The 14,603-nt window shown below is 34.9% G+C and carries 10 protein-coding genes and 1 rRNA gene; 6 read left to right on the top strand and 5 right to left on the bottom strand.

The window, feature by feature from the left end; translation table 11 throughout:
• A 5S ribosomal RNA gene (gene rrf, locus EKG35_RS18470) occupies positions 1-106 on the top strand; the annotation flags it as partial.
• Between the two features lie 119 nt (positions 107-225).
• Here the strand turns inward: rrf and EKG35_RS18465 are convergent.
• Positions 226-1,713, bottom strand: a complete 1,488-nt coding sequence (locus EKG35_RS18465) for an L-lactate permease (RefSeq protein ID WP_126296014.1) — start codon at positions 1,711-1,713, stop codon at positions 226-228.
• Between the two features lie 151 nt (positions 1,714-1,864).
• Here EKG35_RS18465 and EKG35_RS18460 point away from each other — a divergent pair, with 151 nt between their 5' ends.
• Entirely contained in the window at positions 1,865-2,425 is a 561-nt protein-coding gene (locus EKG35_RS18460) for a helix-turn-helix domain-containing protein (RefSeq protein ID WP_126296013.1), read from the top strand.
• A gap of 99 nt (positions 2,426-2,524) precedes the next feature.
• On the opposite strand, the gene EKG35_RS18455 is transcribed toward EKG35_RS18460, so the two are convergent.
• The 3 genes from EKG35_RS18455 to EKG35_RS18445 form a co-directional block, all read right to left on the bottom strand.
• Positions 2,525-3,439, bottom strand: coding sequence for a TetR/AcrR family transcriptional regulator (locus EKG35_RS18455; protein WP_185807820.1), 915 nt, complete (start codon positions 3,437-3,439; stop codon positions 2,525-2,527).
• Positions 3,440-3,504: 65 nt separating this feature from the next.
• The gene (locus EKG35_RS18450; protein WP_126296011.1) at positions 3,505-6,597 is read right to left on the bottom strand and encodes an efflux RND transporter permease subunit; all 3,093 of its coding nucleotides are present in this window, start codon (positions 6,595-6,597) and stop codon (positions 3,505-3,507) included.
• Positions 6,594-8,039: an efflux RND transporter periplasmic adaptor subunit gene (locus EKG35_RS18445; protein ID WP_126296010.1), complete on the bottom strand. Its 1,446-nt coding sequence runs from the start codon at positions 8,037-8,039 to the stop codon at positions 6,594-6,596. Before EKG35_RS18445 ends, EKG35_RS18450 begins: the two co-directional genes overlap by 4 nt.
• Positions 8,040-8,492: 453 nt before the next feature.
• Here EKG35_RS18445 and EKG35_RS18440 point away from each other — a divergent pair, with 453 nt between their 5' ends.
• Positions 8,493-9,050: an RNA polymerase sigma factor gene (locus tag EKG35_RS18440; protein ID WP_126296009.1), complete on the top strand. Its 558-nt coding sequence runs from the start codon at positions 8,493-8,495 to the stop codon at positions 9,048-9,050.
• Entirely contained in the window at positions 9,028-10,641 is a 1,614-nt protein-coding gene (locus EKG35_RS18435) for a DUF4179 domain-containing protein (RefSeq protein WP_185807819.1), read from the top strand. The genes EKG35_RS18440 and EKG35_RS18435 overlap by 23 nt, the downstream gene beginning before the upstream one ends.
• A 219-nt stretch (positions 10,642-10,860) precedes the next feature.
• On the opposite strand, the gene EKG35_RS18430 is transcribed toward EKG35_RS18435, so the two are convergent.
• Complete coding sequence (locus tag EKG35_RS18430) at positions 10,861-11,403, bottom strand: NAD(P)H-dependent oxidoreductase (protein ID WP_126296007.1); 543 nt, start codon at positions 11,401-11,403, stop codon at positions 10,861-10,863.
• 299 nt (positions 11,404-11,702) lie between these two features.
• On the opposite strand from EKG35_RS18430, the gene EKG35_RS18425 reads away from it, so the two are divergent.
• Both EKG35_RS18425 and pabB read left to right on the top strand, forming a co-directional pair.
• Positions 11,703-12,266 (top strand): anthranilate synthase component II, encoded by a 564-nt coding sequence (locus tag EKG35_RS18425; RefSeq protein ID WP_126296006.1) that lies wholly within the window; start codon positions 11,703-11,705, stop codon positions 12,264-12,266.
• A gap of 24 nt (positions 12,267-12,290) precedes the next feature.
• A complete protein-coding gene (gene pabB, locus EKG35_RS18420; protein WP_126296005.1) occupies positions 12,291-14,024 on the top strand; it encodes an aminodeoxychorismate synthase component I in 1,734 nt (577 codons plus the stop codon).
• The last annotated feature ends 579 nt before the right edge of the window (positions 14,025-14,603 follow it).

The following is a 14,603-nucleotide window of genomic DNA, read 5'->3' as shown; positions in this document are numbered from 1 at the left end:
ATGGCAAAGAGGTCACACCCGTTCCCATACCGAACACGGAAGTTAAGCTCTTTAGCGCCGATGGTAGTTGGGGGCTTCCCCCTGTGAGAGTAGGACGTCGCTTCGCAAATGAAACCGCTGAATTCAGCGGTTTTTTCTTTATAGAAAATAAAGCCCCCAATGAACGAAGGCTGAAGGCAAGTACGATTAGAAAATGCAACTTAATCAGATCTCGAATTTAGGTTATTATCCCATCCAATATATCCAGCACATTAAGACAAATATAATTAGTAGAATTGCTCCAAGAACTATTAAAGAGATTTTTTTCAGCAATATATTTTCTTGTGATTTGATTCCACATAATGTTGTGCCCAATGCTACTCTAGCAGGACTCGCCATTGTTGCATGAGATGAGCTTGCATTTTGGGCAAATGAAATGACTTCATCTGACACACCAACCTGTAATGCAGTTTGTGTCTGTAATTTAATGAACATTGCATTTGAACCCGTGTTGCTGCCAGTAAGAAAACCTCCGATTGCACCAATGAAAGGTGAAATAAGAAAAAAGCTAGTTCCGAATATTGCTGCAGATACATTTGCCAGTAAAGTTGTCATACCAGCTTCAGCCATTATTTCGGAAATGCCTATGAATGCAGAAGTTGAAATGATAAAAGGAACCCAATGAATTATGGTCTTTTTTAAGGATTGGGTAATAAAGTTTTTTGGGATTTTAAATATAAAAATAGCTAATAAACAAGTTACAAAAAGCCAAAACCCTGGTGAATAAAGTAATGCCATTGAAAAAGATAGTGATGGCAAGCTAATAACACCATATGATAATAAAAATTCTCTAAACGGGGGAAATAACCGTGTTAAGAAAATGAAAATTGTAAGGATGATATAAGGGCTAACTGCTTTCCACAAGCTTATATTAATAACCGTATTGTCGTATGAATCAATGGATTTGCTCTTTTTTAATTTCATTAGTAAAAAACCTATTCCAGTTGTAATTAATGAGCTTAGAACTCCAGCCAATTCCACACTTACAAAGGCATTAAAGAAAACAATAGCAATTGAGAATATAGCTGAAAGCAAAATTATTTCTTTCCACTTCGATTTTAAAGCATCTACTCCTCCAGCAATTAAAACAGCGACTACTAAAAAATATAAAAAAACAGGTATGCTTATAATTGCAGTTCCTACTCCTAAATTTCGCAGCGGCGTCCTAACAAGTTCTCCTCCAATAACAGTACCAGTTGCTAATGCTCCCCAAGGTACAGCAAGCAAACTAATGAGGCCCAATAATATTGCCTTTCTAGGAGCAAATCCTAGTGCTACAAAAATTGGGGTAACTACCATGAATGCAATACCAAAGCCGCTCGTTGACTCTAGAAGAGGTGATAAACCAATAACTAGTGTCATCACTTGAAGAATACGGTCATTAGTTGCTTGGGAAATAGAAGATGCTATTGATTGAATTCCGCCAATACTATTCATTAAATGGAAAAGAAAAATACCGAAAAAAAGAACATATGCAGCGATGAATGCAATAAGAATTCCTTTAATTGAAGACAATATTATATGTTCAGGTGCAAGATGGAAACCAGGGTATAGCAAAGTAATCAGAATTGTTAATACATAAGAAAATATCCCCGCACGTAATGTAGTCTGTTTAAAGAAAAACAAAAAGATGAAAACCCCTAAAATAGGTAATAAAGCAGTTAAAAATAACATCAAGATTCCTCCTTCCACGCTTGTTTCATTCAGCTCTTCTTGATATGATTTAGATAAAAATTTACTATATTGGATTATTTTCCACTATAAAAACAATAAAGTTTAAAGTCAAGAAGAATTTCTACTATAGTGGAAAAATGGAGTGTGTTAAATGGAATTTGGAAATAATATAAAAAAGGAAAGAAAGAAACAAGGTTTAACTTTAGAGGAATTAGCATCTCGTTCAGGAGTTAGTAGATCGATGCTTTCAATGATTGAAAGAGGTGAAAAGAATCCTTCAATACAAGTGGCTTCTCAGATCGCAGAAGGGTTAGATGTTACCATTTCATACTTGTTGGGCGAACATCAAAGCAAAGAAGTGTATGTTATTCGCTCTGAACAACAACTAGTATATAAAGATGAGTCTACTGGGATTGAGAGGCATCTATTATCCCCTTCATTTCCATCTAAAGGAGTAGAGTTTATTTTAAATATTATCCCACCTAAGCAAGAAACGGGAGTTTTCCCTGCACATAAAAGCGGTGTAAAAGAATATATATATGTTGCGCTAGGGAAATTACAAATTGAACTAGGAAATGATTCAGAAACGTATGTATTAGAGAAAGGGGATTCAATCTATTTTGAAGCGGATGTAACCCATCGATTTATTAATCTTTCAGAGGGGGAATGCCATTATTATCTTGTGATTGATTCTAATCATGTAAATGCATAGGCATACTTTTAGAGAACCTTGTAAGAGAAATGTTTAAACGGCCTTTGTCCTATTACATAAAGGATAGAGCCGTTTAAAACTAGTTAAGTCACGTTTGATTTATAAGTCCAAATTATTAGGGAATTTATAATTAACATAATTGCTTATTTCATCTAATAATTCATCACAATACTTTTGAGTATTTGGCAAATCTTTTATATATGTGATAAGTGCATTAACTAAAAATTCTTTTGGTTCATAGCTTCTGCATTCGTCTGCTAACAGGGAAGCTGCTTTTAAATATTGATCTTTTTGATCTGTTTTGATTGAGGAGGATTTAATTTCATGCTCTATTTTTTCTAAAATACGTTGTATCCTTAATGCTTTATAAAGGGGACTATTAAATTCGTCTAGTATTTCAGCTATATCCCAATCAGAATGAATAAAAGGATCTGGCTTTTTCTCAATTAATCCATGGACAATAATTTCAAAAACCGTTACAAAAAATGTAACACTTTTCTGCAAGTCCACTTGCTGTGAAAATCTATATAATTGAACAAATTGAACAATGATGCCCCTTAATATAAAAATCAAATCCTCTTCATAATCCTTAATATGATTACCATAAAGATCTAGAAGGAATTCTTTCAAATAGAGATTAATCTCAAAAAAAACCTCTGCTATTTTATCTTCTAATTTATTTTTCACTAATGTTGGGTATAAGGTATGAATGTCCAAATAATAAAATCTCTTATCATTAAGCATATGCTTAAGAGCAACAGAAATAAATTCTGATAACTTTTCAGAAGGTGAATCATAGTTGGAACTATGAATTTTCTGTAAGAACATTTTTAAACCAGACGGCATTTCTTTGAATACCTCTATTAATAAGTCTTCCTTAGAGGGGAAATACTTATAGAAAGAGCCCTTAGATATACCACATTCTTTTGCAATTTCATCAACCGAAGTATATTCATATCCTTTTTGAGCAAAGAGGTTACTTGCAACTTGCATAATCGTTTCTTTTTTTGGCAATTCCTTTACCTCCATTATAGGATGAAGGGAGTGTTCTGTATTACCAGAATCACTCCCTTTTCTTATTACTCATTTTCTAAAAGTAATTGTTTAGCTAGTTTTTTTTGTTTGCGTTTATCTTTCCAACGCGCTATGACCATATATAGAGAAGGAACAACAAATAATGTTAACACAGTAGAGAATAGTACGCCAGATACGATGGTAATTGCCATAGGTCTAAATAAAATATCCCCAATTAATGCAACAGGTAGAAGTCCTAAAACTGCAGCGGCAGCAGTTAATAGAATTGGTCGGAAGCGGGCTTCTGTAGCCTTTAAAACTGCTTCTTTTAATTCCATACCTTCTTTTTGTGCATCCTCGATAAACTCAATTAATACAATACCATTTCGAACCACGATACCAGCCAATGCAGTTATACCAATAACTGACATAAAGCCGATTGCCGTACCAGTTAGGAACATACCGATAATACCTCCACTTGCAGCAAGGTAAACAGTAGTTAAAATAATTGCAGGAATTGACAGTGAGTAGAACTGGATTGTAATTAAAATAATAATCATAATAATACAAGCGATAAACAATTTCCCTAAGTCTGTAAAGGATTCTGTCATTTGTTCCGTTTCTCCACCAATTGACCAATTATATCCGTCTGGGAGGTTCATGCTTTCTAGCTCAGGTAAAATTTTCTGCATTGCTTCCGTTGCTGTAACACCTTCCATAAGGTCAGCTTCAACTGTTATTGAGCGTTCTAAATTATAGTGTGAAATTTGTTGGATTGAGAATGTTGGTTTTAATGTTACAAGCTGTGCCAATGGAATTTGTTTGCCATTGGTACTTGTCACGCTCAATTTTTGGAATAACACTGTTGGATCTTCTTCAGTTTTATCTAAATAAAGTTTAATATCAAGAACTTCATTACCGGTATCAAAGTTTGTTACGGTTAGACCTTGACTAATAAGTCGAAGTGTATTTGTTAAATTAGAATATGTGATAAGGTTTTGATCCATTGCTTCTTTATTGACTTCAAATTCAAGTGAATAACGTGAAGTCCCTGCTGAATCGGTAATATTCATAGTACCGTTTGTTTCAGCAATGACATTTTTAACTTCCTCCGCAATTGTACGAAGTGTATCTGTATCTTGCCCCGTTAAACGAATTGAGATTGGAGAGCCTGTACTAATACCAGCTGACATAGATGACGTTATTATAGAAAGCCCTGGATAGGCTTCTTTAAAATGGTTGTTCCATTCAGAGATTGTTGCTTCAATATCAAACTTACCATCTTCACCTAAAACAGACACTTGCCCAACATTATCACCTGAACCTGCTCCCATACTATTAAATAATTGAGGAGCGGAACCGCCAGCGGCAGAAGTTACTTTGGCAACGCCTGGTTGTTCTTTAGCCCACTCTGCAACTTCGTTAACAATACGATTCGTTTCTTGAAGTGAAGTTCCTGTTGGCATTTCAATGTCTATAGTAAATTGTGCATCTTCCGCTTTTGGGAATAATTCAACTTTAACAAATGGTGCTAATCCATATCCTGCAGTACCAATAAGTAACCCAATTAACGCAATTTTTAAAGGCATTTCAACTACTTTTTTCATCAACTTACCTGAGTAAAGATGATTTAAGCTTTCTATTTGTTTCCCTAAAAATCCTGCAGGCTTTGAAGATTCTTTCTGTTTCTTTCTTCGCCCTTCATTCCAATGACGGAAGATTGGTACGATTGTTAAGGACATAACCATCGATGCTAGTAATGCAACGGTAATTACAAGCGGGATAGGTTTTATAAATTTCCCCATGTCTCCCGGTAAAAACATTAGAGGTAAAAAGGCTGAAATCGTTGCTAATGTTGCTGTAATAATGGAGATAATAACTTCTTTTGTACCCATTACAGCTGCAACAAAAGGTGATTCTTTTAAGACTGACAATCGCCGCTCTATATTTTCATTAACAACGATTGCATCATCGACGAGTAAGGAGAGTACGATAATAATCCCGATAACTGTCATTTGGTTTAATGTAACATCAAAAACAGGTAAGAACAATAAACCTATAGCGATTGATAATGGGATGGCCAACATTACAATTGCAGATGTAATCAAGTTTAATCCCATCATACAAACAATAATTACCGCTACCATAGCAATAATTAATTCTTTTGATAAGTTGTGGAACATATCATCAATCGTATCATTTTGAGCGTAAAGTAAATCTAATTGATACTCTTCCGGAAGAGTTTCTTCTAACTTTTTCATTTGTTCTACAACTTTTTCATGAACAGATGGTACATCACTTCCGGTTTTTGCACTAATGCTCATTGATATAGATGGTTTCCCATTAACGTATGAAAAATATGTATCTTCAGCATGAGTAAGGTTAACTGTAGCTACTTGATCCAAATAGACTGGGAAGCCATCCTGTGTTCTTGTAATAACAATATCATTTAGTGATTCATAATTTTGAGTATCCTGAATTCTAAGCTGATAGTTACGATTATCATAATCAATATCACCAATTGGTGTTAAATCGTTTTGTGAACTAATGGCAGAGGATATTTGCCCCCATGTTACATTATACTGTTGCATTTTTTGTGTATCTAATTTAATACTTATTTCTTGATCAGGCAGCCCAGATATTGAGACATCCTCGATACCTTCTAATGTACGCAACTGGTCCTTCCAAGAATCCAACAACTGATTTAATTGTTTAAGCTGTTGTGGATTTTCCGCAGTTATAGAATAAGAACTAATAAAAGTACTAACTAAATCATCATTTACTATTGGTTGATTTGCCCCCGCCGGTAGAGCTGCTTGTGCATCTTGTACTTTTGTACGAAGATCTGTCCATGATTTCTCTGGATCGACGTTAGGTTCAAGAGTAACAACAATGGATGATAATCCTTCAGAGGACGTCGAAGTAATTGTGTCAACTCCGTCAAGTTCTTTAATTTTTTGTTCTAATTCACTTGTTACCGTTTGTTCAACAGTTTCTGGTGTTGCACCAGGATAGGAAGTTGTAACAACCGCTTGGCTAATCACTAGGTCAGGTATTTCTTGTTTTGGTAAACCTAGAAAGCTAATGATCCCAAATAAACATAATGTGATGAAGAATAAAATTGTAATTTTTCGTTTTTTGACTAAATACTCAATCATTCTTCTTTACCCCCGCTAACTTTTAACGGGTCACCATCAAGCAGCAAGGTTCCTCCCCTTACCACAACTTCGTCTCCTTCAACTAGACCGCTTATAATATGGATTTTATTATTTACCATATCTCCTGTTTCGACCTCGGTTTTTACTGCAACTCCATCAACATTTTTAAAGACATATGGTTTCACACCATTACTAATAACTGCTTCAATCGGCACAAGAATTCCCTTGTTATCATTCGAAACTCTGTTAGCTTTAACGATTTGACCTGGCAGCCATTTAGAATCATCATTTGGAATAATAACTTCGACACTAACTGTACCAGTTCCATCATTTGTTTGAGGATAAATGATATTTACCTTACCTGTTTTTACTTCATCATATAATGTGACGTTTACTTCGTCGCCAACCTTCCATTCCTTAATTTCACTATCTGGAACAGGAAGAAGTACTTTTAGTTGACTTGTGTCACCGATTTTTAGAACCGATGTACCGGGAGAGATATAATCTCCATCTGAAACAAGTTTATCTAAGACGACACCTGACATTGGTGCTTCTAAAATTGTTTTTGCTAAAGTTTGTTCGGCTACTTCTTTGCTATTTAGAGCTTGTTTGTAAACAGCCTCAGCTTGTTCTTTTGATGCAATTGCTTGTTCTTTTGCAGCATCAGCTTGGCTTATTCCTGTGCTCGCTTGAGTTTTGTTAGCTTTTGCCGATTCAACAGATGCTTCAGATTGTTTTATTTGTGCTTCTGTTGCACCTTCTTCAATTAATGAATATGATTCTTTTGCATTTTCTAAAGTAGTTTTTGCATTTGATAATGCTAAGTCAGCATTTTCATACTCTTGTTTAGATACTAGACCTTGATCTAGTAAAGATTTCATTCGTTCAGCATTTATTTTTGCATTATCATAAGCTTTTTGGGCATTATCTACTGCAAGTTTGGCCTGTGCTCTTTCTTGCTTGCGAGCACCATCTAGAACAGCATCTAGACTTGCTTGTGCGCTATTAATTTGTGCGTTTGCAGCTGCTAGACTTGCTTCTGCAGATTTTATAGATACGCTTGATGATTTAACCGCTGCTTCAGCTGCCGATACGGAAGCTGAAGCTTGATCAACTGTATTATTAGCCTGCTCAAGTTGTAATTGGTAGTCAGTGTCTATCAGATTTGCTAAAGTTGAGCCTTTTGAAATATTATCTCCAATTTCAACTTCTATGTTTTCAATAACTCCTGATAATTGAAACGATAAATTTACTTCATTATAAGGTTGTAAAGTACCAGATAAACTAGAAATTGCATCCAGAGACTGATTTGTCGCGGTTGCTACTTCAACGCTAACGGCTTCTCTTTCAGCTTTTCCTTGTGTTGCATCAGCTGCAGAACATGCTGAAATAAGAAGACTTGCACAAAGTATTGATGATATCAATGACCATCTTTTTTTCACTTTTTTCTCTCCTGTTCTTCACTTTTGGATATGTATTTATTTACTAGGTTATGGAACTGATGGGGAATAACCAATCAGTTTTTAAAAGGAACTTAAAGTTTAAAGCTTCCACAATTAAAAAACTCGTCGGTCATTTTGAACTAATCAGTTCTCTATTGGAGTATAGTATCCATGTTTTACCTTGTCAATGAATAGGTATATATATTAGTAGATTAGTATGGAAAGCTTTATAAAAAACGTTTTTCCAAAATAATGGAAGATATGATGATTTACTCTGTTGGATAAGAAATCTTTAGCTCGATTTTGGAAATTCAAACTTATTAATTAAATGAACAAGTTAGCGAGGTTGAAAATTAGAATAAAATTTTTATATGGTAAAGAAAATAATTTACTTGCGGAGTGAAATTTTTTGGACATGATTCTCGTTTTACTAAGTGAAGAAGGAGGGATGACATGGAAGGAGATAATCAGTACGTTCGCCAAGTATTAGCGGGGGATAAGCAGGCATATGCACACATTATTAATACATATAAAAACCCATTGTATGCCACGATTTTACGGATGGTCAAAAACCCGCAAATTGCACAAGACTTATTGCAGGAAGCCTTTATAAAAGTATATGAACAGCTAGATAAATATGATCAAAAGGGCCCCTTTAAAAGCTGGTTATATCGAGTAGCTATAAATCATTGCTTAGATCAATTTCGTAAAAAAAGCATCCAACTTGAAGGGGCAGAAGAATCTCGTTTAATAAATGATGCAACACCAGAAATAGTCTTCTTAAAAAAGGAAAAAAGTAGAGAGCTAGAGAGACTTGTTGCCAAATTGCCAGATGATGAACGTCTTATTTTACTTTTACGATATGCAAATGAATTAAGTTACGATGAAATTTGCGAAACGTTAAGTATTTCGTTAGTAGATGTTAGAAATAAATTGCACCGTGCGAAGAAAAAGCTGCGTAGACACGCTCAAGAAGGAGGATATTTCCATGATTTGTCCAAAAGAGGATGAACTGCTAGCATATATTGATGGCTTTTTAGATGACGAAGAAACGAAGTTAATCAAACAGCATATTGGCTCATGTCCGTATTGTCAGCAACAAATTGAAGTGATGGAGAGCGAAAAGCTTTTTTTAAAGGAAACGTTACAAACTCCTAAATTACCGGATGACTTTGCTGAAAATGTTGTGGTGCAGGTAGTACCTTACAAGCAAAAGTCCAAACGACATTGGAAATGGGGGCTTGGTACAGCTGCAAGTGTATTATTGGCAGGGGGCATATTGCTATCAGTAAATCCGATGTTTGCTGAATTGGTCGGTGGCATTTTTACAAGTGATAATGTTGATGAAGGTTTGCAAATAGCAATAGATACGGATATTGCAACGCCAGTAGATATTGCAGTAACGGATGCTGGCATAACTTTACATGTAGAACATTTAATTGCGGATACTTCGCGTATTGCATTATCTTATAGTGTGACGAATAGCAAAGGAAAAAGATTGAACCCATATATAGATGAAGAGTCCAAGAAAAATGTTGTAACTCTACTAAATGAAAATAATGAAGAAGTAGAACTTTCAAGTAGAGGTTGGGGTAATACTAATGATTATGGCATATATGAATTTTCTTTACTTAATGTTGAGAATTTTTCAAAAGGAATAATTCGAATGGACGTAAAAGAGCTTGGTGGAAAAAGCGGAAACTGGCAAATCGAAATCCCTGTTGATTTAGCAGCAGCTTATAAACATCAAAAAACAGTTGAAATTGATAAAACAGTTGAAGTTGAAGATATCGAAGTAACATTGAATGAAGTAAACTACGCAACATCTACAACTGATATCTCATACAGCACTCAATTGACTGATGAGGCGAAACGGAAATTAAAAGAATCTATTGAAGAGAAAGAAAAGAAATTTAGCGAGGAAATTGTAAATACGTTTTTCCCATATAATCCAACTATCGGATACCGAATTGAAGATTCAAAAGGCGAGGTCCTCGGCTATTACAATATTTATGGCAGAGATGACCTGGGCCATACTGTTGACTTAAATATGATTGGTGGAATAGGTACGTTTGAAGGGGAAGTAAAGGATATGGAGCATATAACATGGGTTGATTCTTTCGTACCTGAGAAGGAACATTCTGACTTGTATTTTGTATTAGATACGGTGTATAAAACAAAAACTTCTGATTTCTCTATTACTTTTAAACCTAGTGAACTACCATATACTTTTGAATATAACGGTTATGAGTTAACAATTGATGAGGTTGAGCGGAAAACTGATTTTTCGCTAGAAAAATCATGGCTGCCTATTAAACGGCAAGTAACTGTAGAATTGCATATGTCGGGTTATGCTGAACAAAAAGCTCCCGAGTTAGCGCTATGGGCAATTGAGGATGAATCAGGTAAAAGTTACTTTACATTTAATAGCGGTAGTTCGACTTTAGATGAAACGGATGATCAAAATCGATTTAAACGAGAAGTTCAACTTATAACTTATGAATTACAGGACATACCCGAAGAGATGACGTTGCATTTAATTGCAGAAACTGAAGCAATTAAGCTCGAGAATGAATGGCGAGTGCCGCTTTATGCTGAATGAATCAGATGATGGAGAAAGATAAGAATACAGTAGCTATCCTAGAAGTTTGTATTCCAAACTTCTAAGATAGCTTTCTTTATTTGAAAAGCCTTTAATATCAGATTTTTTTACCTGCTGCTTTGCTTTTGGTACAGATAAATTGTGGACGTGTCTTCCTCTTTTATTAAACATTATATGGAGTACATCTCCCAGAAGTTGATTTTACATTATTGATTAAAGTTACGAATGTAATTTTTTTGCTGTTTCTGCAACTAATTTTCCGTACTCCTTTGCAATCTGTATCTCAGAATCATTTGGCTTATTCATAGGAGCTTCTTTTGATGTTTCGACAGGTATTACAGCTGTTGCTCCATAAGGATTTCCATATTGGGCACGATCAGCGTTTATTGGACCAGTATTTGAAACTATAACCATCCCGTGATGCTGCATTGGTGTTTGAAGTGCCTTGCATACGTTTTCTACCCCACCATGTTGTGTTGAAGCCGTAGCGAATACGCCGCCAACTTTTCCTTGAAGAGCGCCTGTAAACCACAGTTGGCCGAGTTTAGAAAGAAATGTTGCCATCTTTGGACTAGGTTCACCAAAAATCCCTGAGGAGCCCCAAATAATACCTATAGCGTCCCTTAGCTCATCAGGTTCAGTTTCATCCACTGATTTAAATATAACTTCAACGCCTTCAACTAGCTTCGCACCTTCTGCGATTGCATTTCCCAGTAGCTCTGTATGACCAAACATACTTCCGTGTAAAACGAGTATTTTCATGTTCTTTACCCTCACTTTAAGAATTAATTAGCCAAGATATTATTATCAAATCTTCTAGTTATTATTCGAAAAATAAAAGTCTTTAGTTAGTAGGAGAAACATTAATTCGTTTTTATCACAATTAAGTGATTAAGACACCCGTTTCTCAAGCTTGATATAAGTATTCAAAAAACATTTTAAGTTTTTGAAATATGTACTTCTTATACTACATATAACAAATCTGTTTTCTCTTCCAATCCTTAAGTCGTCATTCTATAATAGGGCTGATATTACTTACCTAGTAAGGGAGCCTTATAAATTTGATACTAGTAATAGATAACTACGATTCGTTTACATTTAATTTAGTTCAATATATTAAAAATATAGGTGAGGAAGTTGCTGTTATCCGCAATGACCAAGTGTCATTAGAAGACATTTCCAGCATGAAACCAGATTTTATTTTAATTTCTCCGGGCCCCGGGAATCCCGATTCAGCAGGCGTTTGTTTGGATGTGGTGAAAAGATTTTATAGTGAAATTCCTATATTAGGGGTTTGTCTTGGTCACCAAATTATCGCTCAAGCATTTGGGGGAATTGTAAAAAAGGCAACAAAACCGATGCATGGTAAAATCTCACTTATTAATCATGATCAAAGTCATCTTTTTAACGATATTCCATCACCGTTACAGGTAACACGATATCATTCATTGGTCGTAGATGAGACAACGCTACCTAGCTGCCTAGTAATAACTGCAAAAAGCGTAGATGGTGAAATCATGGCAATACGACATAAACAATATAAAGTGGAAGGTGTCCAATTTCACCCTGAGGCCATTTTGACAGAAAGCGGCCAACAAATGATAAGAAACTTCTTTAAAAATTAATATTAATAAGAGGATGGAATCAAAATGGAGCAACCTTTTTTGTCTTTCGAATTTGCAAATAGTTCTGGTGAAGTGAAACCATTTACATTTTGTAATCCGCTAAAGATAATAATTGCAAATACAATAGAAGAAATATTGCCAAGCTTTCAATTAATAGAGGAAGCCATTCAACAAGGCTATTATGCTGCTGGGTATTTATCATACGAGAGCGCACCAGCATTTGACTCTGCTTATAAAGTAAAAGAGGATTACAATATGCCATTGCTATGGTTTGGTATTTTTTCCGAGCCGCAACAAATGTCGTTGAATAGTTCTGGCTCTTATAATCTCTCGAAGTGGTCTCCTTCTATTACTATGGATGAATATAACTCGGCTATTCAGTCTATAAAGGGATTAATTGAAAATGGTGTTACATACCAAACGAATTATACGATTCGGCTTGCTTCAAAATTCCAAGGAGATGACATCGCATTATTTGAGCGACTAAAGAGAGCCCAATCTTCGAATTATTGTGCCTATCTAAATATAGGGGACTTCCGTATTTTATCTGCCTCACCTGAATTATTTTTCCACTTGGAAGGAGACCGAATTACTACTCGTCCAATGAAGGGAACAATGAAGCGCGGAAAAACTGCTAAAGAGGATAAGGAAAAAGCAAATGAGCTTTACCATTCGGAAAAAAACCGTGCAGAGAATGTGATGATTGTTGATTTGCTACGAAACGACTTGAGCGTTATTGCGAGACCAGGGACGGTTAAAGTGCAAAAGCTATTTGATATTGAGCAATATCCAACAGTTCATCAAATGACTTCTACTATTACTGCAGAAGTTAATGAAAATACTAACCTATTAGATGTTTTTAGGGCACTATTCCCTTGTGGTTCAATTACCGGGGCGCCAAAGATTAGCACAATGGAAGTTATAAATGATTTAGAAACTACTCCCCGTGAAGTATATTGTGGTGCAATAGGCTATATTACCCCTAGTAAGGAAGCAATTTTTAATGTACCTATTAGAACGGTTATAATCAATCAGGAAACGAATCAAGCTACTTATGGAGTTGGCGGGGGGATTACATGGGATTCTACGGCTGAAGATGAGTTTTATGAAATCGTAGCAAAAGCAAGTTTTCTTGAAGAAGATAGACCAGAATTTGAATTGTTGGAGAGTATTTTATTAAGTGACGGAGAATACTTTCTACTTGAAAAGCACCTAGATAGACTTTTACAATCAGCAAAGTATTTCAACTTTATATTTGATGAAGATAAAATAACCGAAAACTTGATTCGCTTTGCTAAGCAAAATCCACATAGTGATTTCAAGGTCCGCTTTCTATTAGAAAGAAACGGTAAGATAATAATTGATGCACAGCCTATAACAAAACCTAATATACCACTAGTGGTCACATTAGCAGATTACCCAGTAGATAAAAATAATCTATTTTTATATCACAAAACAACAAATAGAGAAGTATATTCTAATTTTCAAAGGAAATTCCCCCATGTTTTTGATGTTCTTCTTTGGAATGAAAAAGAGGAGTTAACGGAATTTACAAATGGGAATGTAGTCTTGGAAATAAACAATGTGTTATATACGCCACCAGTTGAATGTGGTCTACTTGCAGGGACCTTCAGAGAGCACTTACTTAAGGAAGGTAAAATTAAAGAAAGAACTCTAACAAAAAGTGATTTAAAAATATGCACAAATATATGGTTAATAAATAGTGTTAGAAAATGGGTTGAAGTTCAGTTGGTTTAGTAAAGATTAATGATAGTAATTTGAGGAGAGCTGCCCAGAAAGGAAAATTTCTGAGCAGCCTTCTAGTTTTATATGCTAGCTCCTTAGGTGATATACTATCCATTAAATAGTATGGCTGACAAAATTACTTTTAGTATGTGTTTTTTATTTAGATAATGTTTTAACTCGCATTTTTTAATAAAAAGGTTGTATTTTTAAAAATATCCTGATATAATAAATTTCGCTTTCACAGTTGTTGTGAAGATAATGTAATTAGTAAAAAACATATTGATTTGCGAATCATAAAGTGTTATACTATAAAAGTTGTCGCTAAAAACATTGAAAAACGCATATTGAAAAGATGTTGACAACAGTTAGGAAGAAATGATACTATATAAAAGTTGACTCTTTGAAAAAAGTTGTTGACTAGATGTAAGGATATATGTTATAATAGTAAAGTCGCTAAAGAGCGATTGTATATGAACCTTGAAAACTGAACAACAAAACGTTAATGAAATATAGTTTTTAGTAACTGACCCTCGTCAGTGAACGAAACAAAAATTTTGGACATCAAATATGATGCCAGTGTAATTTAGAGCT

The organism is Lysinibacillus telephonicus, assembly GCF_003966145.1.
GTDB classification, from domain to species: Bacteria; Bacillota; Bacilli; order Bacillales_A; family Planococcaceae; genus Ureibacillus; species Ureibacillus telephonicus.
Note: the sequence above shows the minus strand (reverse complement) of the source record. Positions and strands in the feature narration are given on the sequence as shown.

What these genes read in the sequence shown, in the direction of transcription:
- EKG35_RS18465 (WP_126296014.1), bottom strand. Translation starts at nt 1,713, where the DNA reads ATGTTATTTTTAACTGCTTTATTACCTATTTTAGGGGTTTTCATCTTT.
- EKG35_RS18460 (WP_126296013.1), top strand. Translation starts at nt 1,865, where the DNA reads ATGGAATTTGGAAATAATATAAAAAAGGAAAGAAAGAAACAAGGTTTA.
- EKG35_RS18450 (WP_126296011.1), bottom strand. Translation starts at nt 6,597, where the DNA reads ATGATTGAGTATTTAGTCAAAAAACGAAAAATTACAATTTTATTCTTC.
- EKG35_RS18440 (WP_126296009.1), top strand. Translation starts at nt 8,493, where the DNA reads ATGGAAGGAGATAATCAGTACGTTCGCCAAGTATTAGCGGGGGATAAG.
- EKG35_RS18435 (WP_185807819.1), top strand. Translation starts at nt 9,028, where the DNA reads ATGATTTGTCCAAAAGAGGATGAACTGCTAGCATATATTGATGGCTTT.
- EKG35_RS18430 (WP_126296007.1), bottom strand. Translation starts at nt 11,403, where the DNA reads ATGAAAATACTCGTTTTACACGGAAGTATGTTTGGTCATACAGAGCTA.
- pabB (WP_126296005.1), top strand. Translation starts at nt 12,291, where the DNA reads ATGGAGCAACCTTTTTTGTCTTTCGAATTTGCAAATAGTTCTGGTGAA.